We start from the raw sequence: 23,690 nt of genomic DNA, 5'->3' as shown, positions 1-23,690 counted from the left end.
CCTCCACGACTACTCACAGCATTCCTTTTCAAATGGTGAATGCTCGATCGGACCCAGGGCATCGGCACCGATTTCGAAGAGCGGATCGAGGGACTGCGTTTCACCGACTCCCGGGACCCGGATGCCTTCCGGGTGCAGCAACTGCTGGGGGAGGCCCGCCAGACCCGTGCTCTTCTGTTGGAGATTGAGGTGGCTACGGACCGTCGTCGCTGCCTGAGACTGCTCAACCGTGCGGATCGGGTATGGGCGGACCTGGCGCGTCATTACCTCGGTGGGACAGGCACAATGGGGGGACAAGAACTAGTCGAGAGGAGAGCTGCACATGGCTCAGGAACATCAGATGGGTGCGGAATATTTTCTGGAGTTTGATCCGGAACGCTTCGCGGCACAGATCAAGGCAGAGGCAGCCGCCCGCAAGGCTGAAGAGGAAGCCTCTGCTGAGGACCGCCCTGCTGAGGGCAGGGACCAGGGTGGAACAGAAACCGGAAACGGGGAATAACCCCTTTCCCCTGATACCAACCCCCTGTACCAACCCTCCATGGGATTCCCTCTGCTAACCCAGGGGGGATCTGAGAAGAACTGATCAATAAAGGAACTGATGTGGCCACCCCTGAATTCATTGTTGAGCTGCGCAAAAAGATCGGCCATGATCCGCTCTTCCTGCCGGCTGTGAGCGCGATCGTGATCCGCGATGTCGCCCCGGATGCCCCGATCTGGGCGGTGCCGGAGGTGCTGCTGGTCAAGCGTGCCGACAACGGCAACTGGACCCCGGTCTGCGGGATCTGTGAACCCGGTGAGGAACCCGCCGAGACCGCGATGCGGGAGGTCAGGGAGGAGACCGGCCTGGAGGCCCGGGTTGAGGCACTACTCGGGGTGGGGGCGATGAACCGGGTGACCTACCCGAATGGGGATGTCGTGGATTTCATCGACACCGCCATCCGGATGAGCGTGATCGGTGATGACACCCCGGTCATCGGCGATGAGGAGTCCAGCGATGTCGGCTGGTTCACGGTGGCCCAGCTGCCGTCACTGGACCCCCGTTTCCGTCTGATCATCGGGGATGCGGTGGCCCAGTTGAAACATCCCCAGGGTTTCCGCCCCCGGCTGGGCTTCCACAAGCGCAAGCCTTAAGCCACCCCCCTGTCGCAAACTGGGGATCCTGATGGTGTCGGGCCTCCCCTGGGCGGGGGCGCTCAGGAACCGGAGGAACCGCTGGTGAAGGAGAAACCGTAGAGGTCTCCGGTGCCGGCATAACCTAAGGACTGGAAGTTACGGTTATCCCAGATGACCAGGCCACCGGCGGGGTCAGCGAAGACGGACTTGGTGCCGATATTGCGGCTCTGTCCGGGTTGCAGGGCCTGCGGGGTGCCGTCCATGCCCTGGTTCCAGCAGTTGGTGAAGGTTTCATTGCGGGTGTTGATCACCAGGCTGGGGATCAGCGCCTGGGGTGGGTTACATTCCGGGTTGGCGGCCCTGCTGCCGGGGGCATCCGAAACACAGAGCACATGGGTGCCTTCCGCCCGGGGATAGAAGGTGCACCGCACATCCCCGGCGGCATTGGTGTACTGCAGGGGAGCAGTCTGGGCGGTGGCGGTGGCACCACCCACTGTCAGGGCGGTGGCGAAGGTGAGGGCGGCGGAGATCTTCAGAACGCGGAGACTCATGGTGGACATCCTCCCGATATCGGTGAAAATACGGTGACAGCCGTCATGATGACAGCAGTTTCAGATGCTCGGGGACTGAATGCCGGAAAAGTTATGCTTCTGAAACCGCCTGTTCAAGTCCCCTTCGGCTCCGCCTAACCCAGTTGACCGGATTCCGGCCATTGTTCCCGTGGCCCCCAGTCCGTGCCCTGATCCAGGAAGGTGCTGCGGAAGGTTTCCCACTCCCCGTGGAGGCAGTCATGCAGCTGCCGGGCCGAGTCCAGGAAACATATCTCCTCCAGCCAGGGTGGGGCTGTTTCATCATGGACCTCCTCCGGGCTATGGGTGTTCCCGCAGACCAGCAGATGCGGTGGCCCTAGCTCAGGGGTCAGCACCAGGTTGCCCTCCACCGCCAGCTCGAAGAGCAGTTCACATTGGGGGAGGTTCAGTTCGGCCTGGAATATCTGCCCGTAGAAGGAGGAGGCTCCCTCACCCAGCCAGGAGGTCTCGAAATGCATTTCGGCCCCGCCAAATTCCCGGCAGAGCCAGCGCTGATCGCTCAAGATCCCGTGCCGGGACAGTATTGCCCGGATAGCCGCCAGGTTCGGGTCCTCATCAATGGGCACCAGGCTCAGGTTCAGAGTCATGGGTGGTGCACCTTATCCCGGGAGTGCTCTTTCCCCTCAGTCCGCAGCTCCAGGCGTAGCCAGGCAATGGCCTGCCAGAGCAGTCCCAGCATGGCGATATTGCGCAGGCTCAGGATGACCACCGCGATCAGCTGAGGGTCGGCATCAACCAGCTGGTCATAGAAGACCGGATAGACCAGGGTGCCCAGTGCTGCGGTGGGGATGGCCAGCCAGGTCAGTATCTTCAACGGCCGGGGGACACCACCTTCCCGGCCAGCGGTGCCCACCAGGCAGGCGGCGAGCAGGGGGCCCATCCAGAGCAGGTACTGGGTGGAGAAGACCTTGTTCACCACGATCAACGCGATGAGCACCACCAGCCAGAAGGCCAGGGTGGAATGGGGGTGCCAACCACCGCGCAGGAAACGACGCAGCGCGAACCCGAAGGCGAAGAGCAGCAGGGCCAGCATAGCCACCGAACAGAGCTGGGCGGCGATGCCGGTGCCCAGGCCCTGGATCTCAAAACTCTTGGAGGGGGCATAGGAGATCTGCCATTGATCGGGTTGGAGCCAGGCCAGCAGCACAAAGGGGGTGGCCGCCACTGACTCCACCTGTAATCCCCGCTCCCCCTGATAGTTCAGGGGGGACAGCACCCTGTCCGGGCCGAAGAAGACGGCGGTGATCGCGGCGCTGAGCAGCAGGGTTCCCAGGAACCAGAACAGCTGCCGCCAGGTCCGTCGTTCCCTCCACCCGGCCACCAGACCGGCGGCCAGCACCCCGGGCCAGAGTTTCACCGCGGTGGCATAACCCAGGGCGACCGCCGAGATCCGGGAGTTGTGCAGCACCCCCAGGGCGGCCACCCCGACCAGCAGGGCGGGTACCAGATCCATGCGGAACACCAGCATCGGGCCGCAGGCGGTGCTGAACAACAGCCAGAACCAGAGCCCCGCCCCGTGTCTGCCCCGCGCCAACCAGAGGCAGAATGCGACGTCGAGAAGCAACCAGAGGCCGACATAGGCGAGGGTGAACATGTCGGCATCACCGGGGAAGAGGGCATGCAGCGGGTAAAGCAGCCAGAGGGCGGGCTCCGGGTATTCCGGGAGGGTGCCTTCAGTGATGCCACGGTGGTAGTAGGCGACATCATTGATGACGGTGTAGTCATCAATACCGACAAGGGCGAGGATGCTCAGACGACCGAGCAGCCACAGCAGCACCGCGGCCACGCGCTGGGGGAGTAGGGACACACCGCTGATTCTATGCCGCCCCTCCGCCACATTCGCTTATCGACGCCGTGTTGACCCACCTCCACCGGGCCACCCCGAGGTCAGGAAGGGGTGACTAGGGTGGCGGTATGAATTCCACCACCTCCCACCGTCTGCTGGTGATGCGGCACGCCAAGTCCTCCTGGGCGACCCCGGAACCCGACCACGAACGCCCCCTGAACAAACGTGGCATCCGAGATGGATTCGCCGCCGGGCAGTGGTTGGCGGAGCAGATCGGCGATATCGACCATGTGCTCTGCTCCACCGCTGCCCGCACCCGCCTGACCTGGGAAAGAGTCGAGGATGGTGGGGCCCGTGCCACGGGGATCAGCTACCACGAGCAGATGTATGAGTCCCCGGTATCCTCCTTTCGGGAACTGATCACCGCCTTACCGGAGTCGGCCGGCACGGTGCTCTTCCTGGGACACTGGCCCGGGGTGCAGGACCTGGTGCGGGAAGTGGCCACCCGGGACAACCATCCCGGCTGGGCCAGCATGGACCTGAAATTCCCCACCAGCGCCATTGCCGTTCTGGAGTTCGAGGGAACCTGGGAGAAGCTGCAGCCCGGGGATGCCCAGTTAAGGGAGTATGTGGTCCCCCGGGGTTGAGCCGCCGGGGCAGCTGCTCGGTGAGGGACATGTGACTCAGCCCCGGAAATCCTCCCGGGTGACATGCTCCTGGTGGAAACCGGGGTCCTGGAACACCTCCGAAGATTCCAGGTGGATCTCCACCCTCGCGCCCCCGAAATGCTGCAGAATCTCCTGCTCCAGTGCATCGGCGCTGCGCTGTGCCTTCACCACGGTCCAGGTCTCCGGAACCCCCATGATGACGGTGAAATGCAGGCGTTCACCGATCCGGACACCATGGATCGCCGAGAAGCTGATCTGCCGGGGTTCCGCGAAATGGTGCAGCAGATCCTTGAGTTCGCGCAGCTCCTCCGCCGACGCCGGCACCCGGGGTTGGGTGGCGGCGCTGCGGGTCCAGAGCTGATACGCCACATAGAGCAGCACCAGGGCCTGTAGGAAGCCGATCAGGGCATCCAGCCATGACCAGCCGGTCCAGAAGGTGAGTGCCACGGCGAGCAGGATCAGCGTGGAGGTGAGGATCCCCAACCACAGGTAGCGGGCCCCGGTGCCCAGGATCTCCAGGCGGTAGTAGCGGGAAGAACGCTGCAGGTACACCGCCAGGCTGAACATGAACAACCACGCCAATCCCGCCGACCCCAGCGCCGGAACCGGCAGCTGCAGCGGCGTGGCATCAATCAGATGCCAGGACACCAAGGTGATCAACCCCAGGGACAGCACCGTGAACATCACGCTGAAGATCCGGGCATAACTACGGTCCGCCCGACCAAAGGTGATCAACTGCGGCACGGCGGTGCGCCGCAGCCGGGAAATCGCCAACAACGTAGTCAACAGCAGCAGCAGGCAGGCGACCGCATCAGCATAGAAACCGATGGAGCCACTGAAGATCCCCGCAGCAGTCTTCAACAGCGTCGACACCAGCAGCAGCACCAAGGTCAGCACAAGAATCCGCTCCAGAAGGTTGATCTTCTTCTGTTGGAGAGGTCGGATATGGGACATGGCGATTCCTTGGGTTCAGCCTTCGGCAGCTCAACGGTAGGTGAAACAGCAGGGGGGAGGAAGCGGGATATATTGAAGGAAATGTCCCGTGGAAAATCCTGATCTGGAAGCGGAAAACACCTGATGAGGCAACACCGGAGGCAAAGTATTTCCGTACTCGAAATATAACTCAGAATCACCCGTTTGAAGCCGAAATTTCCGGAATTGTTACCGCTAGGTGTCCTGGCCTGATGAGAGCACAGACAGTGAGGGTGGACAACCCAACCCCGGGCACACCCCCTGCCCCGGTGAGCAAGATGACAGGGGTGGAAACAGCTCCAGAATCAGGGGATGACATGGGGGATCACCCACACCACTGGAAGTGGCCGTGACCCTTTCTTGGGGAGTCTGGAAACGGGGTGGCTGAGGGGGGCAATCCTCGGGTCCGCTAAATCTGGGGTGGTCGTTTCCATGGGCCATCCCCGGGGGAGGGGCATCTCTGAGGTTTCGGGGGTGGGGGCCTTACCTGGGGGGGAACTTCAGTAGCCCTTGCGGCACCCCCTTGGCAAGGAGGGGTTCCGGTGTAGGTCTGGGAGCAGGTCCGGTTCCGGCTTCTAGGATGGGGTGCATGAGAATCGGAATCATCGGTGCCGGCGCGGTCGGCGGATACTTTGGCGGAAAACTGGCGTTGGCCGGAAAAGATGTGAGGGTGGTGGCTCGGGGTGAGACCCTGCAGAAAATCCGCTCGGCGGGACTGCAGCTCATCGAACCGGAGGGGGAGTCCACCACAGTCGAGGTTCCGGTCGCCGAGAGCTTCGCTGAACTCGGCGGGGTGGATGTGGTCATCCTCGCCACCAAGGCACTTCCCGGGCAGGACACCTTCCCGGGGATCCCTGCGGCGGTGCCCGTGGTGACCACCCAGAACTCCGTGGAGGTGCCCTACCTGGCGGCTGAGCTGCTGGGGGAGAGCCGGGTGTGGCCCGGTGTGGTCCGGGGTTTCATGGTGCACCGGGGTCCCGGGGTGGTGGAATTCAAGGGTGGGCCACTCAGCCTGAACTTCGGCACCTTCGATACTTCCCCCAGTGAGCTGGCCCAGCAGCTGGCCGCTGATCTGACGGAGGCTGGTCTGGTGGGAAGTGTTCATGAGGATATCTGGGTGGATGTATGGAATAAGGCGATCTTCACCGCCCCCATGGGTGCGCTGGGCGCGGCCAGCACCCAGCCCCTGGGTTATCTGCGTACCGTGCTGCGCCCCCAGCTGCAGCAGCTCTTCGCCGAAGCGGATCAGGTGGCCCGTGCCATGGGGGTGAACCTGCCGATGGATCAGGTGGCGCAGACCCTGGCCTTCGCGGATTCCCTGCCGGAGGCGGCAACCTCCTCCATGCAGCGTGATTTCCTGGCTGGGCAGATCAGCGAATTGGATGCCCAGGTCGGTGCGATCCGTCGCCTGGGGGACCACGTGAAGGTGGAGACACCCCTGCATGACATGCTCCAGGCAGTGCTGGAGGCACAGGCGGCTGCCGCCGGGCGGGAATAGTCCCGCGAGTTCCTTTCGGGGTGGCAGAGTGCTGCCGGATGCCGGGGCCATGGCCGGAGGTTGTGACTTGCAGCTTTGTGTGGCGGCTTTTTAGCAACTTCAGTTGGCGGTTTTAAGCGATGTCAAAGCGGGACCGAGTAGGTCGAATAGATGCTCGGAATGAGTGTTAGCCCGAATTTTTCACGTGAATTCGTTTCGTGATGAGTACGTGGGGGTAGCAGCAGCAAAGATCGACGAGATCCCGGCGGGTGCTGGTGCCGGGGTGACCAGGTTCGAAGGTCCTTGAAGTAGTGGTGGCTGTGGACTGCGCGTTGATAAAAAGCGGGGCAACACGTGCCGGGGTCAGGCCGTGGATCTCAGCCGGGACAAGCCGTGCTCCAGCAGCTCACGGTGGGTAGCAGCGCCATCGAAGCGGATGCTTAAGCGTCTGGCGTGTCGGACGACGACACCAGCGACCGATAGCATTCGGACGCGTAGGGTTTTGGGTTCCCAGACCCACCATCGTTGTCGGGATGTGGTTGATGGTGGCGGTGTGGCTGCGGTGATCAGTCCGGACCAGGTGATCAGGTTCATCGCCAGCATGGCTGAGTAGGCCCACGCCTGGTTCATGGCGAACGCCTTGTGTGGGAGTTTTCCCAGGCCACAGTCCTTGAAGTCCCGGATGCGTTGCTCGCACCGACCGCGTGCCCGGTGGAGTTCATCCAAGCGCTGGGCGTGCCCGTGCCGGTTGGTGACAAACATCTGCGATCCCGTCGCCCATCCAGATCTGTGGTGCGCAGCTGCGCACCGGATGCGGCGTGTTCGACTCGGATGATAAACCGTATATCCGGTGGGTAATCGGTCAGGGTAAGGCCGAGGGGTTCCCCGGCCCAGCAGCGCACCCGGCTGGTGATGTCCGCGACTTAGGAATCATCAATATCGCTGATCGTGCCGTCCGGGCGGATGATGCCCTGTTTGACCGCATCACCCAGGGTTGAGGCGATGTCGGCGATCTGCCAAAACGTACCGATCCCGACCGAGTAGGCCAGGCCTTGTTGGTCGAGGTGGTTGATGAATTTCTTTGATCCACCGGCAGCATCGGTGCGCACCAGCAGACGTCGGCCCCAGTCGTGGCCGTCGGTGTGGTCCGGGATCGTGGACAAAGTCTGATCCAGCACTGTGATGTGGTCAGCAGCGGTATTCGACCCGGCGTTGCCGGGGCGCAGCAGCACCGCCGCGGGCTCCCCGGTCAAACCTGGTCCGTGATCGATGATTGCTGCTAGTGGGTGGAAGCCGAAGTGTTTCTTCCACGTCGGACGGGCGTGTTCTTTGTCCGAGTGGGAGGTGACTTCGGTGGCGTCGATGTCGATGACCAGGGGATTTTTCAGGCTGGCCCGGGCGGTGTTCATCCCGGCGAGTACTGCTGTAGTGCTGGCATCATTGATTAATTCAGGGCCGTTGTGATCATCGTCTTCGGAATCGTGGAGTTCTTTGTATCGGCGGTGGATCGTGGAGTCAGACGGGATCTGATCGATCAACCCGGCGGCTACCAGCGGGTTGAGCAGCTCGATGTCGCTGGCGTCATCCCCGCCCAGGGCCAGGGCCAGGGCGAGTGAGGTCATGGTGTGGCCGGTGGTGTGGACCAGGTGTGGTTTCTGAAGGTCACCGAGTGCGGTGTCGATTGCGTCGGCGACGCCGACCCGGTCGGCGGCCTGGGCCAATAGCATGAGTCCGGCATTGGAACATAGCTGGGATGTAGTGGGGGTATCGATATGAAAGCTGGTAATCTTCACCGTGAAGGTGATCCTTTCGGGCAGGTGTGTGGAAGCGTGAAGAACTCCCATTTTACCTGCTCAGGATCACTTTCTTTGTCTTTTTAGGGCCCTATTTCCCTAATTCCCGTGAAAACACCGGGCTAATGGATATTTTGTTAGAAAAGTCAGAATGTGAACAAGTGTGAATAAATGAACAAAATCTAGAAAAGTTACGAACGATGGAAAATTGACTATCTGGAAGATTTGGATAGAAAATGCGAAAAAGGGGAGACAAAGATGAGTGAGCATGAAGACGGAAAATCCACTACGCCGAGCTTTGTCATTGAAGAACGGGAACGCTACAGGTGGAGGACCGGATCCCCGGTGAGCACAATTACCGATGTGGCCACCTGGTTTCTTTCCATATGCCAGAGTCAAAGAAAGTCACCAAACACGATTCGCAGCTATCGAACTGCAATCAACAGCCTGGGCGGAATCCTCGCGGAAATCACCGGCAGGAACAAAAGTGCATTGCCCGTTGAATTACTCAACCGCAATGACCTGAGCGATGCTTTCAACGAGTACGCAGCCCCGGCGGGAAGACTCGAACCGAAGCCTGCAGCAGTGCAACCTCCGGTGGTTCCCGCGGCAGCGGCGCCGGCAGCGGCGGAAACGTCCATCCCACAGGGGGAAGTCCCCGCCGCCCCGGAGCAGCCGATCACTGAGGCCACCCCGGCCGTTATCGCCGAGCCCGGCCCCCAACCGGACGCGGCGATTCCTGCAGCGCCTGCGCCCCAGCCGACCGCCGTGACCCCTGTCGACGCGCCCGAGCAGTTGGCGAAGCCGGTGGGGGCACCCGAGTCGACTGCTGGGGAAAACCCAGTGCCCGTCGTGCCCGTCGCCGATCAGCCGGCGGCGCCACCCCAGCTGGAAGCCACCGTGGATGCCACTGGTGTGGACTCCCCCAGTGCTGCTGATACCCGCATCATCCCCGTAGTTGCCGCACCGAAGCCGGCGGATCCTTTCGATGATGATGACGACGGTTTTTGATCTTCCGGTGGAGCAGGCGATCTACGTGGGCTCCCTCGGCTGCGAACACCCCACCCTCCCCGCACCCCGCGGAGCCACCTGGCCACCCACCACCACCGACGGACGCCAACAACTCCACCTCCACCGCATCGACATTGTCCAATAGGGCTGTAGTTGGCTCTTGGATCGCCTCACAGTCCGTTTGTCCTCAGTACCGGTAAGTGGATGGGACACCCCTTGGAATCCACCAAAGAACAGCGCAACCAAAAGGGCACCACCCTGCATTCGGGTGGTGCCCTCTGGCCCTAGCGGAGATCACCCCGCTAGGTCACAGATCTTGATCAAACTGCGCAGCCTTGATCGCGGACCGTTGTCTGCGGCTGGCGAAAAGAAAGGCCACCAACCGGCGCACCAGACAGGACCATGCTCATCCCGGCAAGCAACACAAGCCCCAGGAAAATAATCGGCTCACCCTCCAAAATTTGCAGGTGCTGTCGCATTTACTTAACCCTTGAAATATCGCGCATTGTATTGAAAAGCGACCCCATGAGTGGAGTCGCTTTTTCATCAGGGAGTCAGCCCGCCTGTAGCCACAGCTAGAACCAACATGAAAAAAAGGAGATTACCAGCGAGGAAACCTCCCCAAATTCCCCATCCCAGAGCACGGATAGAATAATGGCCACGGCGATAACGGTATAAAGCGGTGCCCGTGACGGCTGATATTCCAAACAAAATAATCTGGTTGATGGAAAATCCTAAGAGCCACGGCATTTCCCGCTCAAGAATAAATTCGAGTGGGATTAGGCTGTCACGGAGGAAGTATCCAATCACTAACCCAGGAAGAAAAAGCAGGACAATGCCTACTTTTCGCTTCCATGCATTAGTTAAGGTCACTTCTCAAGATTACCAAATCGGTGCCGCCGACGGGGAGCTCATTTTGGGGAGCCTTAGTCACCCGAGCCGCCAGGGCATAGCTTACGCACACCTGTTTAATGGCCTCGGGGTTTCCATCCAACCGAATTCCGACCTGACGACCTGTGTAATTATTGTAGATGTCCATTCCTGCGGTCTGCGCAGGAGTGTACACGCCGTTCGGATCAGAGATGTTATCTCGCTCATGTGCTTCTGCTAGTCGCGATGCGAATCCAGCATTTGAGACATCGGTAGTCAGACCCTGCCAGACACAGTGTCGTGCAGCATCACCTTCATTGTCATGAGGTGGCGATACCGTATTTTCTCCTATTGCATGCGCTTGGTCTGTAACACCTGATCGATAAACTCGCGCACAGTCGTAAGGTTCATTTGCGCAGACTGCAGTTTCATTTTCCCCGGCGTTAATTCCTACGTAGTTGGAGACCGAGTCACCTACGGCCACTCCACTCGCTCGAGTTTCAGTGTTTTGCGCTTGTGCTTGGGTGCGCATAGTTTGTGCTGGTTCCGTTCCCGCATAATGAAACGTAACTTCATTGCCGTTGACCTGGGGCTCAATATTGACCCAACTATCTGAATGCGGAAGAGACGTCGGCGTCACGATCGCACCAACTTCTCGGCCTTCCGTATTGACAACACTGACTCGGCTTGTATATCTGGACTCGAGGTGCAAACCCTCAGGCAGACCCACAAGGAACCGGAAATCAGGATTAGTGGAAGGGTTTTTGTAGGTGACATCGAAGTTTATGTCGAAATTTCCACCTGGAGTCAGAGCCACTCGGAAGTCATTGTTTTCCACCACTGCGGACGCGCCCTCGATAGAGGCTTGGGACTCCTCCAGGGAAGGAACACCCAGCGAGTAGTTGCCCTGACCGCCGAAGAGGTTTACCGGGATGGACGGTGAGCTGAGGTATCCGCCCTGGAACCGCTGACTGGCGGAGAGAGGTGAAGTCGTCACCGGATCTTCGATGGGATAGCCAAGCGATCCATTTTCATACCCTGCTGCCGACCACTGGCGAAGGATGTCACCACTGAGGGGGTGAGCACCATGGTTAGGGTGCCAGTAGATTGAACCGTTTTGGAAGACACTAAAGCGTCCAACGCCGTCTGCAGTTTTCGCTTCATCAGCGATAGGGAAACCAAGCTCACTGTTCGTGCCCCCAAGCTCGAGCCACTTATCCAGGATCACACCGTTAATGCTGGCGACCTGGAACCCTTCCATGGCTGGACTGCGGTAGATCCGTCCGCCCTGGAACTGCTGCACCCAGCCATGGATCTCACCGTCAATAGAGTTCGACCCCTGAACGGGGACTTCACCGTGGGTGGGGTAGCCCAGCCAGCCGGCCTCCCAACCGTGGCGCTGCCACACATTGACGGTGTGGTTGGCCACCGCATGGGTGCCGACCTCCGGGTGCGAGTAGATAAACCCGCCCACGAACCGCTGGCGATGCCCCTGACCATCAGGATTGTTTGCCTGGTGCTCGATGGGAAGCAGAAGCCAGCTGGTCGCCCCACCTAGCTGCTCGTAGCGGTTGAGGATTTCCCCACACACCTTGTAGGGGATCAACCAGAAGGACTGGCACCGCTCCGCGGTGGCCTGAAAACTCATGGTCTGCGGTTGGGACTGCTATTCGGCGATTGCGACCTCAGACTGATCGGCCTCGGCCTTATCAAAACCCTCAGGCACGCCGACCTTGTCCGACCACATCTCACCGGGGATAATCTCGTCCTGCGGCGGGCCCGAGGCCTGCGCCTGGCGAATCTTTTCCTGAACCTCGGCGATTTCCTCTTCGGTCAACCCTTTGACCCCGTCGATCACCGGGGGATCATTCGGGTCGTAGTTGAACTCCGCGACGTAGGCATCCTGTTCTTCCGGCGCCACCACCCGCTCCGTCTGCGCGGTGGCCACCGGGGACATTAACCCCACACTCATGAACACCGCTGATGCTGCGGCGAGCACTTTCCGATGCACTCTCACCCGAACTCCTCTGTACAGAAACTGTGGACCAGCTGAACATATCCAACAAGTTTCCTGCATGTAGGATGTGGGCTATGCCCCCAAAGTGGGCCCCCTGTTTGGGTGGGACCTTTCGTTTCTTTTAGATAGCGACCTGGGACAATCCCGCAATAATGATCACAGCGACGTTATATTCACACCTTTGGCCCCAGCCGGTTATCAGGTCACCCCACCTATTCTCAGATGATGCGGATTCCCGGGACCCCCTAATCGTCCTGATTGTCGGTGTCACCGCCTCTCCCATAGGGGCAAATCTTCACTTCTTTGTCCGCATTGGTGGATGGTGAACTTCTTGCACGGTGCCGAGATTAGAAGATCCTGACATCAACTGACCTATAGAAATAGCCCCTCGGGCAGTCGTCCCGCATCGTGCGTTTGACGATCGCCATACGCAGCAGCCGCATCTCGGATCTCCGTGGCTGACCCGGCAGACACGATCAACCAGACACTCTCAAGAGAATGCGAATAGGTTTCCGTAGGAATTCAGGTGTTCGATCAAGTCGTCGTAGTTGCGTCCTGGTGTGGACAGGTAATAGGTGACCACATAGCTTTGTATTGCCGCGCTCCTTTTAGCCGGTGTTGAGATGACAGCGGTATCGTTCTTCGCGAAAGTGTGTCCTTAACGTATCCTCTAGAAAGATTTACTTGCTTTGTGTGAATTCGAGGCGATAGTCAGGTGGAGGGGAAGCCTCGCTCTTACTGTGTGGGTTTTCCCCAATGTTCAGCCAGAAGCTGTTGCGCTTCATCCTGGCTGAGTCTGCTGATGGATTCAGGCGAAAGCTGAAGATTTTCCTGCAGTGCCTGAACCAACCAGCCGGGAAAATCAGGCACTATGGCCGGCTCAGGGCTAGCTGAGACCCCACTGTAGAGTCTGCCCATATCCGAAATGACGGCGGTAAGTGCACGTGCCTGGGGATGGCCCGATTGTTTTAGTTGGTTGACCCGCTGGGTCATCTCTTCATAAACCTCACTATCCGCCCGGGCTCCTACCGCCCAGATCTCCGCAATGTCTAACACGGGCAGGTGAGCATCGTCGGTGGTTTCTCGCCACACGATCCGATAGTCATGGTCACCGACGACTAGTTTCCGAAAACCAACAAGGGTGCCCAAGAGGGGCTTTCCGGCGTTGGGGGAACGCTCCAGAAGGAGCATTTTCTTGAAGACCTCGCGGACGATCTGGGGGTCTTTTTTCTGGAGTCGACGCAGGTCAGAGACAGCATCATCGGTCAGGCGCACTCGGGCGCGGGGTTCGAGGTAAGACACAGGCGCAGATCAAAAGGAGTGAATCTCGGCCGCGAGTTCAGCTTCGAGTTCCGCGCGGGTAAGACCAAAATCCTCCATCGCCTGGTCCAGGTCAGTGCGAACACCGGAGTCCGTCGCAAAGCGGGCCATCACCAGCGCCGCGTCACGCAGAGTGTCCCGGTCTTTGCGGAGCTTGTTCATCTCCTGGGCGGAGACGATCTCAGCCACCACTCGTCCGTGGCGGGAGAGGGCAACCTTCTGACCTGCTTCCGCAGAGGAGATCAGGCCGGAGATGCCCCTGCGTGATGCCTCGGCGATCGGTAACGTCTTCATGCCCATAATCTACACAGATTTCTACCTAGAATCAAGGGGTAACTCACGCCAAGATAGACGAAGGGGGCATACTCATCCGGGGCAGGTAAGGGTTGAAGCGGGGAGTGTGAGGGGCCGGCGAGAGCTCCGGGGAGGCGCCAGAAACCGCAGCTTGTTGGGGGAAGGTGCATAGCCCTCGCGGTTGGTCTTCAGCTAGATTTTCGCTTGAGTTTTCGAGTCGGAATGAGTGCATTGTCTCCATTCTCTTGAGCTCCGGAAGTGAGGGCGACCGATGCCCCCAGTCGGGAGTCGCCGTCTCTGTCCCGACTTTGCAACAGCACCCTCTCCACGATTATCCATGCTGAGCTGCGTCGGATCATCGACCAGGCACTCTCCGACCGCGACGCGGGACAGATCACCGTCGACCAGATCCACGATCAGCTCAAGCACCAGCTCACCCTCTACGCTGATGTCGATGCCGATCCCAAAAATGACCTCCTCACTGGCGATCAGCGCATGCAGCGCCACAGCTGGGCAGAGATTCCCCACGCCTTCGGGGATTGGGTGAGCTGGATCAGCGTGACCCGTCGCCTGGCGGCAAAGCCTGCCCCGCCCGGGGTTGTGGACCCTGCGGATCGGCGGGTGTGGGGTGAGGTGCTGGAGTCGGTGAGTCGTGGGCTTGACCAGCTCCTGGACGTAGATCTGTCCCGGGCATCGAATGACCGTGACACTGGGCACCTCCAGGAGCTGGAGGCATTCGCCAAGGAGTCGGAGCAGATGGCGCAGCTGGCGCGACGCCAGCTGCGTGGACATCAGGGCTAATCGCTCGTGTGCTGTGGACTTCTTCTTTCAATTTTTCGCGGTTATACCTTACATATAAGGCCATCTCGTCCAGGCTGAAAAAACTCCTGACCAGCAATTGATCACACAAAGCAGACTGTCAACGGCCCCGATTTTTCGTATCCTGGGCTAACTGGGAATTTGAGGGGATGTCAAGCCCCGGGTTTTCTAGAGAGTAGTTAGTCTGTTTTTGTTGGGTTCAGGTCAAGCTGCGTAAGCGGTGGTGGATCCATGATCGGCCCAGTACAGAGCCTCGAACTTATTTGGACTGCGGTTCCCGAGCTTCGAGTGGATGCGCTCGGTGTTATGCCAGCCACCCATTCCAAGGTAGCTTTCTCCACGTCTTTGATCCCCTGCCAGGCATCGGGATAGACGTTGGCATTGTGGATCACCTCGCCCTTGTAAAGACTGTTGAGCGCTTCGGCCAGCGCGTTGTCATGAGGTGTCCCCACGAGACCCGACAGAGGAAACAATCTCGTTCTCGTCCAGGGCGGTGGCGTAGGCAATAGAGCGATATTGCACCCCGCGATCTTCAGTGATGGACAAGCTCAGCCACGGACTGCCCCGCGCGTCTTCTAGCGGCGATCGCCATCGTCAGGGCATCCACAGCTAATTCGGCGTACAAGGTGTCGCTGATCTTCCAGCCGACAATCTTGCGGGAGTACACGTCGGTGACAAACGCGGTGTACATCCAGCCGGCATGGGTACGGACGTAGGTGATGTCAGCGACCCACAGCTGGTTCGGGCGGGTGGCGGTGAACTTCCTATCCACCAGATCCAGTGGGCAGGAATCCTTCGGCGCGGAATAGGTTGTATTCGGGTTTTTCCTTCTGACCAGGCCTTTAATTCTCGCGATCCGCATCAACCGTTCGACGGTACAGCGCGCGACCGAGCCTTGGCCGTGGGTATCAAGATGTTCATGCTGGTTGATCACGGCGTGGAGTTTGCGGGCGCCGTACACGTAGAAGTTCTTCTCGAACAACCAGATCAGATAGTTGATCAGCACGCGGTCTCGTTTCTCCCTCGTGGACGGGGTGTGGTTCAGGCGGGCGTAGTCGGTACTCGGTGCGATCTTGATGCCGGCTTGAGCAAGCTGCCGGCAGATCGGCTCGACACCGAAGCAGTCCTTGTGGGAAGAGACGAAAGTCGATGACTGCCGGGAGGGGCGGCCTGGCTCCGCTGCGAAGAAAGCCGACGCAGACTTCAGAATCTCGTTGGCTCGACGTAGTTCTTTGTTTTCTTTCTCCAGTTGGGCCAGGCGCTCGGCGTCGCTGGTGGTGTTGCCGGGCCGGTCACCGTTGTCGATCTGGGCTTGGCGGACCCAGGCTCGCAGGGTCTGAAGCGTTGAGGTCGAGCTGGGCTGCGATGCGCTTGTAGGCGCCGTGTTTGGTGGCCGGGTCGCCGAGGGCATCGAGGGTCAGGCGGACTGCTCGGGCCTTGAGCTCGTCGGAGTACTTCTTCGGGGCGGGCATAGGATCTATCCTTCCGTGGTTTCCCACCCTCCATCAAACCCGGGAAAGCTCAGGCGTGGGCCTACTCCGCGATGCTGTCGATGAACCTGATCACCTGGGCAGGACTGATCACCGCAGCCACACCACCGCCTTCAACCACGCCCCGGCAACGATGGTGGGTCTGGGAACCAAAAACCCTGCGGGCCAGGATGCTATCGATCGCCGGTGTCGTGGTCCGGCACGCCCGACGCTTATACATCCGCTTCGATGGCGGTGCCGCTCACCGTGAGCTGCTGGAGCACGGTTTATCGCGGCTGAGATCCACGGCCTGACCCCGGCTCCTTGTTGCCCCGCCTTTTTTATCAACGCGCAGTCCACAGCCACCACTACTTCAAGGACCTTCGAACCTGGTTTCCCCGGCACCAACACCCGCCGAGATTCTCTCGACCCCAGAATCAGCCACCCTCACTGAACTGCCGGGCCATGACCCCACATGAAAAATTCGGGCTAACACTCATTCCGATCATCTATTCGACCTACTCGGTCCCGCTTTGACATCGCTTAAAACCGCCAACTGAAGTTGCTAAAAAGCCGCCAAACAAAGCTGCAAGTCACAGCCGGAGGTGGGGGCGTCGTGAAGCAGCCTCCCTCATCCACCGGTCGGGGGCGGACAGAAAAGAAAGAACCCGGCCTCCCCCCTCATTTCAGGGGGAGGCCGGGTTCTTCGGCGCTTTCGGAGCTGCTTGATCAGCAGTCGTAGTAGAGCTCAAACTCCAGGGGAGTGGGGCGCAGGCGGTTCGGGGAGATCTCGTTGTCGTACTTCAGACCGATGTAGGTGTCGATCAGATCCTCGGTGAAGACATCGCCTTCGGTGAGGAAGTCATTGTCCTCCTCGAGGGCCTTCAGGGAGGCTTCCAGGGAGGTGGGGGCCTGCGGAATGGAGGCGGCCTCCTCCGGGGGGAGCTCGTAGAGGTCCTTGTCCACCGGGGCGTGCGGCTCGATGCGGTTCTTGATGCCGTCGAGACCGGCGAGCATCATGGCGGCGAAACCGAAGTAGGGGTTGCCGGAGGGGTCCGGGGCGCGGAACTCGATGCGCTTGGCCTTCGGGTTGGAACCGGTGATCGGGATCCGCACCGCGGCGGAACGGTTGCGCTGGGAGTAGACCAGGTTGATGGGGGCCTCGAAACCCGGGACCAGACGGTGGTAGGAGTTCAGGGTCGGGTTGGTGAAGGCCAGGACCGCGCCGGCGTGGTGCAGGATGCCGCCGATGTAGTAGCGCGCCAGGTCGGAGAGGCCGGCGTAACCGGACTCATCATGGAAGAGCGGCTTGCCGTCCTTCCACAGCGACTGGTGGGCGTGCATGCCGGAGCCGTTGTCACCGGCCAGGGGCTTGGGCATGAAGGTGGCGGACTTGCCGGCCCGGGCTGCGGTGTTCTTGATGATGTACTTGAAGGTCTGTAGATCATCCGCGGCATGCAGCATGGTGTTGAAGCGGTAGTTGATCTCCTGCTGGCCACCGGTGCCCACCTCGTGGTGGAAACGCTCCAGGTGGAAACCGGAGTTGCGGAGATGGCGAACCATCTCATCGCGCAGCTCAACGGTCTGGTCATAGGGGGCGACGGGGAAGTAGCCACCCTTGAGGCGGGTCTTGTAGCCGGTGTTGCGACTGCCGTCGAGGTTGTGCTCCTCGCCGCGGTTCCACCAGCCCTCATCAGAGTCGACCTCGTAGAAGGCGGAGTTGGTCTCGGCGCTGTAACGCACGGAGTCGAAGATGTAGAACTCGGCTTCGGCACCGAAGTTGCAGGTGTCGGCGATGCCGGTGGAGGTCAGGTACTCCTCGGCCTTGCGGGCCACGTTGCGCGGATCCCGTGAGAAGGGTTCGCGGGTGAAGGGATCGTGAACGAAGAACTGCATGTTCAGGGTCTTCGCAGAGCGGAAGGGGTCGATCTTCGCGGTCTGCGGATCCGGCAGGAGATTCATGTCGGATTCATCGATGGTGGTGAAGCCCCGGATGGAGGAGCCGTCGAAGGCCAGTCCCTCCTCGGCGGCGTCTTCGTCGAAGGCCTCGGCGGGGATCGAGAAGTGCTGCTCGATGCCGGGGACGTCGGTGAAGCGGACATCGACGAATTCAACGCCCTCGTCCTTGATGAACTTGATGACTTCTTCATTGGACTTGAAGGTCATGGTGACTCCTTGCGGATTCCGGGTGCGGGGGGTGCAATAGCTTCATTCTAGGTGGGAGTAGGATTTCAGGTTGTCGGCGACACATCCAGCTTTCCTACAGTCCTGGTCCTAACTGCAGCTACCACCTTAGAACAATATCTGTCGGTCTATCAAAAGTGTGTGGTTTCCCACCCCCAGCCACGCCGACTAGATTGGTAGACATGGCGAAGCAGAAGCGAAGTTGGATTGAGGGGCCGCAGATCCCCGGGGAAAACGATGACCCCTCGGCACCAGGTAAATGGCCCGGCGAGAAGCTCGGCTTCCCGGAGAAGGGGGAGGGGGCCCTGGCTTCTGTCATGCGGCGTCTCTGGGGCGTGGTCATTGACTGGCTGATCTCCTGGGGACTGGCGGCCTTCATCAATCTCTTCACCGACTGGCTCGGCGACACCGCCACTCTGACCTTGATCATCTTCGTCATCCTCGGCGTGGTGTCGGTCTGGCTCTTCGCCCGCACCCCCGGTCAGGCAGCTCTGGGCATGGGCGTGGCGCGTGTCGACGTCCCCGGCACCCGGGTCGGCTTCATCCGTGCGCTGCTGCGCACCGTGCTCACCGCCTTCCTCCTCCCGGCGGTCCTGGTCGACTCCGATGGTCGCGGCATGCACGATCGTGGCACCGGCACCACCGTCATCCACGGCTGACCCCTTAGGAAACACCTTGCCGGCGGCACCCCCTTGCCGCAGGACAAGCAGAAAAGCCCCTTCCCGCACCTCTGGTGGGCGGGAAGGGGCTTCTTGCCTGATGCGGGGAAGCGAAGGACCTACTTCTCCTTGCGCTCCTGGGCGCGGCGGGCACGACGGTTCATGCCTGACATGCTGGCACCCTTGGGCATCGGGCCCTTCGGCAGTCCGGCACCCACCCCACCGGCCACCGCATCCATGGCCTCGATCTTCGCGGCCATGGGACCGACCTCAGCCTTCTTGTAGTTGCGGGGCAGCTTCAGCATCTCGCGCTGCAGGTTACGCAGCGGAGTCTGGCCCTCACCGTCACCGATGATGACCTCGTAGACCGGGACCCCACCGGCAATCCGGTTGATGCGCTTCTTCTGCTGGTTGAGCAGGGGACGCAGACGGTGCATCTCACCCTCGCCCACCAGCACCACACCCGGGACACCCACCACACGGTGCACGGCATCCATCTGGGTGGTGGCGGCGACCATGGTCTTGGAACGCCATTCCACACCGGGGGAGTTACGCAGGTTCTCCACCGCCCAGCCGGCGGAACCGGCCTGCTCCGAGGCCCGGTCATACATGGAGGACTCCAGGCGGCGGGTGAAGATGAACATCGCCAGGGCGAAGCCCAGGACCAGGCCCAGGATGAGCATCCACCACTGGCCGCCCCAGATCAGTCCGATGAAGAAGAACAGTGCACCCATACCGATGATGGCCAGGGCCATGTACGGAATGAGCTTCTTGTCCTGCTTACGCTGGATATTGAACGCCTGCCACAGCTGTTTCCAGGTCTGGTTACGCTGCGCCCGCTTCTGCTTGCGGGCCTCCTTCTTTGCGGCCTTGTCGGCCTGCTTCTTCGCATCTGCCATGACATACACATTAGGCGATTTAAAGCAGGAAACCAGAAACGGGGCCCCAGGGGGGCCGCGGAATACGCGGCGCCCCTGGGGCCCCGTGCGGGCAAAGGGCGAAGTTACTTCCCTAACGGAAGGTGTTCACCGGGGTGTCCTTGGAGGGACCGTACTTCTCCAGCAGGGTGGAGGCCTCCTGGGAGGTGCTGCCCTGGGAGGTGACCTCCAGGTGCTTGAGGTTCTCCGGGATCTCACGACCGTGGAAGCGCATGGCCTCAGCCCAGAGGCGGCCGGCACGGTAGGAGGAACGAACCAGGGGCCCGGACATGACGGCTGCGAAACCAAGTTCCTTGGCGTACTCGGAGTGAGCCACGAACTCCTCCGGCTTCACCCAGCGGTCGATGGGATGGTAGAGCGGGCCGGGGCGCAGGTACTGGGTGATGGTGATGATGTCGGTGCCGGCCTCGTGGAGGTCACGCAGCGAGGACTGGACCTCCTCCTCAGTTTCACCCATGCCCAGGATCAGGTTGGACTTGGTGATCAGACCGAAGTCACGGGCCTGACGGATGACATCCAGGGAACGCTCATAACGGAAGGCCGGGCGGATGCGCTTGAAGATGCGCGGCACGGTCTCCAGGTTGTGGGCGAAGACCTCCGGGTGGGACTCGAAGACCTCCTGCAGCAGATCCGGCTTACCGGAGAAGTCCGGCACCAGGTTCTCCACGCCGGTGTTCGGGTTGAGCTCGTGGATCTGGCGGACCACCTCGGCGTAGAGCCAGGCACCCTCATCCTCGAGATCATCACGGGTGACACCGGTGATGGTGGAGTAATTCAGGCCCATCTCGCGGACACTCTCGGCAACGCGGCGAGGTTCATCGCGATCCAGCGGATCCGGCTTGGCGGAGTTGATCTGGCAGAAATCACAGCGGCGGGAGCAGTTCGCGCCACCGATGAGGAAGGTCGCCTCACGGGACTCCCAGCATTCGTGGATATTAGGGCAACCGGCCTCCTGACACACGGTGTGCAGCGAAGCGCCCGAGACGCGCTTCTTCATGTCCTGGTACTCCGGTCCCGTCTTAACCGAGGTCTTGATCCATTTCGGTTTGGCCTCGATCGGGGTCTGCGAGTTGCGGGCCTCGATACGGAGTAGCTTGCGTCCTTCAGAAGTGGTAGTCACGAAGTTCAGCCTACCTTTCAAAAATAGAGGGGTCTAACAGCTGTGGAATGGCACACATTCCCCTGATAAGGGGAATAGAACTGATTAATCCTGCCGGACCCGGCGGCCCAGCCCCTTACTCGGGTCTGGTGCCGAACCGAAGGTGTGGTCAGCGACCTGCATCCGGCCGGAGAGCACCTCCTCCAAAGCATCCAGGAAGGGCTGGGTCATCTCCTCGATGCTCACCTCACGACCGAGTTCGCGGCTGAGAGTGGTCACCCCTGCATCGGTGATGCCACAGGGGATGATGTGCTCGTAGTACTCCAGGGTGTTGGCGCAGTTCAGGGCGATGCCGTGCATGGTCACCCCGCGGGTGATGCGGATGCCCAGGGCGGCGACCTTGGCGTCCTCACGGCCGTCATGGGCGGGAACCCAGACCCCGGAGCGGCCGTCGACACGACCTGCGGTGCTGACACCGGCCTGGCGGACCACGTGGATCAGGGCCTCCTCCAGGCGGCGGACATAGTCGACCACGTCGACCGGCTCCGCCAGCTTCAGGATGGGGTAGACCACCAGCTGGCCGGGGCCATGCCAGGTGATACGCCCACCCCGGTCCACATCGACGACCGGCAACCCATTGCTGGGGCGGTCCTCCGGCTGGGTGCGTTTCCCGGCGGTGTAGACATTGGGGTGTTCCAGGACGAGGACGGTGTCGCCGATCTCCCCCAGGGCCCGCTGGGCGGCCAGCTCCGCCTGGAGATCCCAGGCCTCCTGGTAACCGATCCGGCCCAGGTGGCGGATCTGCAGGGGTCCGGTGGCGGCCCGGATGGATTTATCAGCAGGGAAGAAAGGATCACGGGGTGCACTCATAATAGGAACAGCATACTCAGCCCCGGGGATGCTTCCCAGAGAAAGCACTACCTGAACAGGGCAGCTGCCGGAGAGATGCCCGGAAAAGAAAAAACCCGCGGGATGCCGGTATGAAGCGGGGCACCGCGGGTTCCTCAGGTGTTTAAGGCTTAAGCCACACCATTGGCCTTGGCGTACTCATCGGCGGTCTGCAACGGACCGGCCTCGGAGACCTCGACCTCGAAGAGCCAACCCGCACCGAAGGGGTCGTTGTTGATGAGCGAGTAGTCATCGTGGACCGCGTCATTGACGGCGGTGACGGTGCCGGTGACGGGGGAGTAGAGATCGGAGACCGACTTGGTGGACTCCACCTCGCCACAGGTCTCGGAGTGGGTCACGGTGTCGCCGACCTCGGGCAACTCGGCGAAGACGACCTCGCCGAGACGGTCGGTTGCCACGGAGGTGATGCCGATCTTGACAGTGCTGCCGGTGGCAGCCTCAGCGGTGGTGTTGATCCACTCGTGGTCTTCGGAGTAGGAGAAGTTCTCGGGCAGGTTTGCCATGGCTTTAAGCCTTCCTGATCAGGGATTGTCGTCGATGAATGAGTTTAGCGCGGAAGCTTCAGCGCAGTGGCCTATTGGGCCCGCTTGTAGAAGGGGGTGTCCACCACGGTAAAGGGGTAGCGCTTACCGCGGATATCAGCTTCCAGGGCGGTGCCCGTCTCGCCGAACTCCCGGTCCACATAGGCCAGTGCCACCGGGTACCCCAGAGTGGGGGAAGGCTGGCCGGAGGTGATCTGGCCGACCTCGGTGCCTGCGGCGTCGAAAAGCTGGGCGCCGGAGCGTGCGGCACGACGTCCCTCGCTGCTCAGGCCGACCAGCACCCGGGCCGGCTCGGCCTGGGCATCCAGTGCCTCCTTGCCGAAGAAGCTCTCCTTCTTCTTGCCGATCAGCACCCCCAGACCAGCATCCTTGGGGGTCAGGTCGAGGGAGAGCTCATTGCCGTAGAGCGGCATGCCGGCCTCCAGACGTAGCGAATCCCGGGCGGCCAGGCCACAGGGCAGCAGACCCTGGCCGGCACCGGCGTCGAGAAGCTTATTCCACAGGGCAGGGGCCTCGGTGTTGGAGATGTAGAGCTCGAAGCCATCTTCGCCGGTGTAACCGGTGCGCGCGACCAGCATGTCCACCCCGGCGATGTTGGCCTGGACCGCAGAGTAGTACTTGGCCTCGCGGACGTCCTCGACATCCTCCTCAGCGGTGAGGGAGAGCAGGATCTCCAGGGACTTCGGGCCCTGGACCGCGATCAATGCGGTGACCAGGGACTCGTCGCCGACGACCACGTCGAAGCCCTCGGCACGTTCCTGCAGCGCGGCGACCACGGCGGTGGTGTTTCCGGCGTTGGGAACCACGAGGAACTCATTCTCACCCAGGCGGTAGGTGATCAGGTCATCGATGATGCCGCCCTGTTCATTGACGATCATGGAGTACTTGGCGCGCCCGATCGCAATGCTGGAGAGCTGGGAGATCAGGGCGTGGTCCAGGAAGGCACCCGCCTCCGGGCCGGTCACCCGGACCTCACCCATGTGGGAGAGATCGAAGAGGCCGGCGGCCTCCCGAACGGCCTTGTGCTCGGCGAGCTCGGAATCATACTTCAGGGGCATGTTCCAGGGGCCGAAAGCGGTGAAGCTGGCGCCGAGGTTCTCATGTTCGGCGTGGAGCGGGGATTCGCGCAGGGTGTGCTCAGTCATGGGTCTGAAACCTTC

The 23,690-nt window shown here is 60.9% G+C and carries 27 protein-coding genes; 9 read left to right on the top strand and 18 right to left on the bottom strand.

Going from position 1 to position 23,690, the window contains the following annotated elements:
- Positions 1 to 9 precede the first annotated feature (9 nt).
- Positions 10 to 264: a hypothetical protein gene (locus COCCU_RS09655; protein ID WP_156231306.1), complete on the bottom strand. Its 255-nt coding sequence runs from the start codon at positions 262 to 264 to the stop codon at positions 10 to 12.
- A gap of 58 nt (positions 265 to 322) precedes the next feature.
- Here COCCU_RS09655 and COCCU_RS14550 point away from each other — a divergent pair, with 58 nt between their 5' ends.
- Together COCCU_RS14550 and COCCU_RS09650 are read left to right on the top strand one after the other, a co-directional pair.
- Positions 323 to 499 (top strand): hypothetical protein, encoded by a 177-nt coding sequence (locus COCCU_RS14550; RefSeq protein ID WP_197088335.1) that lies wholly within the window; start codon positions 323 to 325, stop codon positions 497 to 499.
- A 101-nt stretch (positions 500 to 600) separates the two neighbouring features.
- The gene (locus COCCU_RS09650) at positions 601 to 1,131 is read left to right on the top strand and encodes an NUDIX hydrolase (protein WP_156231305.1); all 531 of its coding nucleotides are present in this window, start codon (positions 601 to 603) and stop codon (positions 1,129 to 1,131) included.
- A gap of 62 nt (positions 1,132 to 1,193) precedes the next feature.
- On the opposite strand, the gene COCCU_RS09645 is transcribed toward COCCU_RS09650, so the two are convergent.
- The 3 genes from COCCU_RS09645 to COCCU_RS09635 form a co-directional block, all read right to left on the bottom strand.
- Entirely contained in the window at positions 1,194 to 1,664 is a 471-nt protein-coding gene (locus tag COCCU_RS09645) for a hypothetical protein (protein WP_156231304.1), read from the bottom strand.
- Between the two features lie 134 nt (positions 1,665 to 1,798).
- On the bottom strand, positions 1,799 to 2,290 hold the full coding sequence (locus tag COCCU_RS09640) for a hypothetical protein (RefSeq protein WP_156231303.1): 492 nt from the start codon (positions 2,288 to 2,290) through the stop codon (positions 1,799 to 1,801).
- A complete protein-coding gene (locus tag COCCU_RS09635) occupies positions 2,287 to 3,510 on the bottom strand; it encodes a glycosyltransferase 87 family protein (protein ID WP_197088334.1) in 1,224 nt (407 codons plus the stop codon). Before COCCU_RS09635 ends, COCCU_RS09640 begins: the two co-directional genes overlap by 4 nt.
- A gap of 107 nt (positions 3,511 to 3,617) precedes the next feature.
- Here COCCU_RS09635 and COCCU_RS09630 point away from each other — a divergent pair, with 107 nt between their 5' ends.
- On the top strand, positions 3,618 to 4,136 hold the full coding sequence (locus COCCU_RS09630; RefSeq protein WP_156231301.1) for a SixA phosphatase family protein: 519 nt from the start codon (positions 3,618 to 3,620) through the stop codon (positions 4,134 to 4,136).
- Between the two features lie 36 nt (positions 4,137 to 4,172).
- On the opposite strand, the gene COCCU_RS09625 is transcribed toward COCCU_RS09630, so the two are convergent.
- On the bottom strand, positions 4,173 to 5,111 hold the full coding sequence (locus tag COCCU_RS09625) for a cation diffusion facilitator family transporter (RefSeq protein ID WP_156231300.1): 939 nt from the start codon (positions 5,109 to 5,111) through the stop codon (positions 4,173 to 4,175).
- A gap of 607 nt (positions 5,112 to 5,718) precedes the next feature.
- Here COCCU_RS09625 and COCCU_RS09620 point away from each other — a divergent pair.
- Complete coding sequence (locus tag COCCU_RS09620) at positions 5,719 to 6,627, top strand: 2-dehydropantoate 2-reductase (RefSeq protein WP_156231299.1); 909 nt, start codon at positions 5,719 to 5,721, stop codon at positions 6,625 to 6,627.
- Positions 6,628 to 6,969: 342 nt separating this feature from the next.
- On the opposite strand, the gene COCCU_RS14845 is transcribed toward COCCU_RS09620, so the two are convergent.
- Positions 6,970 to 7,419 (bottom strand): transposase, encoded by a 450-nt coding sequence (locus COCCU_RS14845; protein WP_269434473.1) that lies wholly within the window; start codon positions 7,417 to 7,419, stop codon positions 6,970 to 6,972.
- A 110-nt stretch (positions 7,420 to 7,529) separates the two neighbouring features.
- Positions 7,530 to 8,333 (bottom strand): transposase, encoded by an 804-nt coding sequence (locus COCCU_RS14840; RefSeq protein ID WP_197088333.1) that lies wholly within the window; start codon positions 8,331 to 8,333, stop codon positions 7,530 to 7,532.
- Positions 8,334 to 8,891: 558 nt separating this feature from the next.
- Here COCCU_RS14840 and COCCU_RS14835 point away from each other — a divergent pair.
- Both COCCU_RS14835 and COCCU_RS09600 read left to right on the top strand, forming a co-directional pair.
- On the top strand, positions 8,892 to 9,410 hold the full coding sequence (locus tag COCCU_RS14835) for a hypothetical protein (RefSeq protein ID WP_156231296.1): 519 nt from the start codon (positions 8,892 to 8,894) through the stop codon (positions 9,408 to 9,410).
- On the top strand, positions 9,391 to 9,555 hold the full coding sequence (locus COCCU_RS09600) for a hypothetical protein (RefSeq protein WP_231598734.1): 165 nt from the start codon (positions 9,391 to 9,393) through the stop codon (positions 9,553 to 9,555). The genes COCCU_RS14835 and COCCU_RS09600 overlap by 20 nt, the downstream gene beginning before the upstream one ends.
- Before the next feature lie 714 nt (positions 9,556 to 10,269).
- Here COCCU_RS09600 and COCCU_RS09595 read toward each other — a convergent pair.
- The 4 genes from COCCU_RS09595 to COCCU_RS09585 form a co-directional block, all read right to left on the bottom strand.
- On the bottom strand, positions 10,270 to 11,928 hold the full coding sequence (locus tag COCCU_RS09595) for an LGFP repeat-containing protein (protein WP_231598733.1): 1,659 nt from the start codon (positions 11,926 to 11,928) through the stop codon (positions 10,270 to 10,272).
- A gap of 18 nt (positions 11,929 to 11,946) precedes the next feature.
- Positions 11,947 to 12,291, bottom strand: coding sequence for a hypothetical protein (locus COCCU_RS14710; RefSeq protein ID WP_231598732.1), 345 nt, complete (start codon positions 12,289 to 12,291; stop codon positions 11,947 to 11,949).
- Positions 12,292 to 13,032: 741 nt separating this feature from the next.
- Positions 13,033 to 13,572 (bottom strand): type II toxin-antitoxin system RelE family toxin, encoded by a 540-nt coding sequence (locus COCCU_RS09590; protein WP_231598731.1) that lies wholly within the window; start codon positions 13,570 to 13,572, stop codon positions 13,033 to 13,035.
- Between the two features lie 36 nt (positions 13,573 to 13,608).
- Positions 13,609 to 13,911, bottom strand: a complete 303-nt coding sequence (locus tag COCCU_RS09585; protein ID WP_156231293.1) for a type II toxin-antitoxin system Phd/YefM family antitoxin — start codon at positions 13,909 to 13,911, stop codon at positions 13,609 to 13,611.
- Between the two features lie 258 nt (positions 13,912 to 14,169).
- On the opposite strand from COCCU_RS09585, the gene COCCU_RS09580 reads away from it, so the two are divergent.
- Positions 14,170 to 14,712 carry a hypothetical protein gene (locus tag COCCU_RS09580; protein ID WP_156231292.1) on the top strand — a complete coding sequence of 181 codons (543 nt, stop codon included), beginning with the start codon at positions 14,170 to 14,172 and terminating at the stop codon, positions 14,710 to 14,712.
- A 550-nt stretch (positions 14,713 to 15,262) separates the two neighbouring features.
- Here COCCU_RS09580 and COCCU_RS09575 read toward each other — a convergent pair.
- Complete coding sequence (locus tag COCCU_RS09575) at positions 15,263 to 16,141, bottom strand: IS3 family transposase (protein ID WP_156231291.1); 879 nt, start codon at positions 16,139 to 16,141, stop codon at positions 15,263 to 15,265.
- Between the two features lie 141 nt (positions 16,142 to 16,282).
- On the opposite strand from COCCU_RS09575, the gene COCCU_RS09570 reads away from it, so the two are divergent.
- Complete coding sequence (locus COCCU_RS09570) at positions 16,283 to 16,513, top strand: transposase (protein ID WP_231598730.1); 231 nt, start codon at positions 16,283 to 16,285, stop codon at positions 16,511 to 16,513.
- Between the two features lie 415 nt (positions 16,514 to 16,928).
- On the opposite strand, the gene glnA is transcribed toward COCCU_RS09570, so the two are convergent.
- Positions 16,929 to 18,365 carry a type I glutamate--ammonia ligase gene (glnA, locus tag COCCU_RS09565; RefSeq protein ID WP_156231290.1) on the bottom strand — a complete coding sequence of 479 codons (1,437 nt, stop codon included), beginning with the start codon at positions 18,363 to 18,365 and terminating at the stop codon, positions 16,929 to 16,931.
- Between the two features lie 200 nt (positions 18,366 to 18,565).
- On the opposite strand from glnA, the gene COCCU_RS09560 reads away from it, so the two are divergent.
- Entirely contained in the window at positions 18,566 to 19,042 is a 477-nt protein-coding gene (locus tag COCCU_RS09560; protein WP_156231289.1) for an RDD family protein, read from the top strand.
- Positions 19,043 to 19,161: 119 nt separating this feature from the next.
- On the opposite strand, the gene COCCU_RS09555 is transcribed toward COCCU_RS09560, so the two are convergent.
- The 5 genes from COCCU_RS09555 to gcvT form a co-directional block, all read right to left on the bottom strand.
- Entirely contained in the window at positions 19,162 to 19,941 is a 780-nt protein-coding gene (locus COCCU_RS09555; RefSeq protein WP_156231288.1) for a DUF4191 domain-containing protein, read from the bottom strand.
- A 112-nt stretch (positions 19,942 to 20,053) separates the two neighbouring features.
- Positions 20,054 to 21,100, bottom strand: a complete 1,047-nt coding sequence (lipA, locus tag COCCU_RS09550) for a lipoyl synthase (protein WP_156231287.1) — start codon at positions 21,098 to 21,100, stop codon at positions 20,054 to 20,056.
- 84 nt (positions 21,101 to 21,184) lie between these two features.
- Complete coding sequence (gene lipB / locus COCCU_RS09545) at positions 21,185 to 21,949, bottom strand: lipoyl(octanoyl) transferase LipB (RefSeq protein WP_156231286.1); 765 nt, start codon at positions 21,947 to 21,949, stop codon at positions 21,185 to 21,187.
- Positions 21,950 to 22,098: 149 nt separating this feature from the next.
- Entirely contained in the window at positions 22,099 to 22,491 is a 393-nt protein-coding gene (gene gcvH / locus COCCU_RS09540) for a glycine cleavage system protein GcvH (RefSeq protein WP_156231285.1), read from the bottom strand.
- Positions 22,492 to 22,562: 71 nt separating this feature from the next.
- The gene (gcvT, locus tag COCCU_RS09535) at positions 22,563 to 23,675 is read right to left on the bottom strand and encodes a glycine cleavage system aminomethyltransferase GcvT (protein ID WP_156231284.1); all 1,113 of its coding nucleotides are present in this window, start codon (positions 23,673 to 23,675) and stop codon (positions 22,563 to 22,565) included.
- Positions 23,676 to 23,690: the final 15 nt, after the last annotated feature.

Source organism: Corynebacterium occultum (assembly GCF_009734425.1).
Taxonomy (GTDB): Bacteria; Actinomycetota; Actinomycetes; order Mycobacteriales; family Mycobacteriaceae; genus Corynebacterium; species Corynebacterium occultum.
This window is presented reverse-complemented; position numbering and strand designations above follow the sequence as displayed.

What these genes read in the sequence shown, in the direction of transcription:
- gcvT (WP_156231284.1), bottom strand. Translation starts at nt 23,675, where the DNA reads ATGACTGAGCACACCCTGCGCGAATCCCCGCTCCACGCCGAACATGAG.
- COCCU_RS09570 (WP_231598730.1), top strand. Translation starts at nt 16,283, where the DNA reads ATGAACCTGATCACCTGGGCAGGACTGATCACCGCAGCCACACCACCG.
- glnA (WP_156231290.1), bottom strand. Translation starts at nt 18,365, where the DNA reads ATGACCTTCAAGTCCAATGAAGAAGTCATCAAGTTCATCAAGGACGAG.
- COCCU_RS09645 (WP_156231304.1), bottom strand. Translation starts at nt 1,664, where the DNA reads ATGAGTCTCCGCGTTCTGAAGATCTCCGCCGCCCTCACCTTCGCCACC.
- COCCU_RS14550 (WP_197088335.1), top strand. Translation starts at nt 323, where the DNA reads ATGGCTCAGGAACATCAGATGGGTGCGGAATATTTTCTGGAGTTTGAT.
- COCCU_RS09560 (WP_156231289.1), top strand. Translation starts at nt 18,566, where the DNA reads ATGGCGAAGCAGAAGCGAAGTTGGATTGAGGGGCCGCAGATCCCCGGG.
- COCCU_RS09620 (WP_156231299.1), top strand. Translation starts at nt 5,719, where the DNA reads ATGAGAATCGGAATCATCGGTGCCGGCGCGGTCGGCGGATACTTTGGC.
- COCCU_RS09600 (WP_231598734.1), top strand. Translation starts at nt 9,391, where the DNA reads ATGATGACGACGGTTTTTGATCTTCCGGTGGAGCAGGCGATCTACGTG.
- COCCU_RS09625 (WP_156231300.1), bottom strand. Translation starts at nt 5,111, where the DNA reads ATGTCCCATATCCGACCTCTCCAACAGAAGAAGATCAACCTTCTGGAG.
- COCCU_RS09595 (WP_231598733.1), bottom strand. Translation starts at nt 11,928, where the DNA reads ATGAGTTTTCAGGCCACCGCGGAGCGGTGCCAGTCCTTCTGGTTGATC.
- COCCU_RS14840 (WP_197088333.1), bottom strand. Translation starts at nt 8,333, where the DNA reads ATGCTATTGGCCCAGGCCGCCGACCGGGTCGGCGTCGCCGACGCAATC.
- COCCU_RS09655 (WP_156231306.1), bottom strand. Translation starts at nt 264, where the DNA reads ATGACGCGCCAGGTCCGCCCATACCCGATCCGCACGGTTGAGCAGTCT.
- COCCU_RS09575 (WP_156231291.1), bottom strand. Translation starts at nt 16,141, where the DNA reads ATGCCCTCGGCGACCCGGCCACCAAACACGGCGCCTACAAGCGCATCG.
- gcvH (WP_156231285.1), bottom strand. Translation starts at nt 22,491, where the DNA reads ATGGCAAACCTGCCCGAGAACTTCTCCTACTCCGAAGACCACGAGTGG.
- COCCU_RS09630 (WP_156231301.1), top strand. Translation starts at nt 3,618, where the DNA reads ATGAATTCCACCACCTCCCACCGTCTGCTGGTGATGCGGCACGCCAAG.
- COCCU_RS09640 (WP_156231303.1), bottom strand. Translation starts at nt 2,290, where the DNA reads ATGACTCTGAACCTGAGCCTGGTGCCCATTGATGAGGACCCGAACCTG.
- COCCU_RS09585 (WP_156231293.1), bottom strand. Translation starts at nt 13,911, where the DNA reads ATGAAGACGTTACCGATCGCCGAGGCATCACGCAGGGGCATCTCCGGC.
- COCCU_RS09555 (WP_156231288.1), bottom strand. Translation starts at nt 19,941, where the DNA reads ATGGCAGATGCGAAGAAGCAGGCCGACAAGGCCGCAAAGAAGGAGGCC.
- lipB (WP_156231286.1), bottom strand. Translation starts at nt 21,949, where the DNA reads ATGAGTGCACCCCGTGATCCTTTCTTCCCTGCTGATAAATCCATCCGG.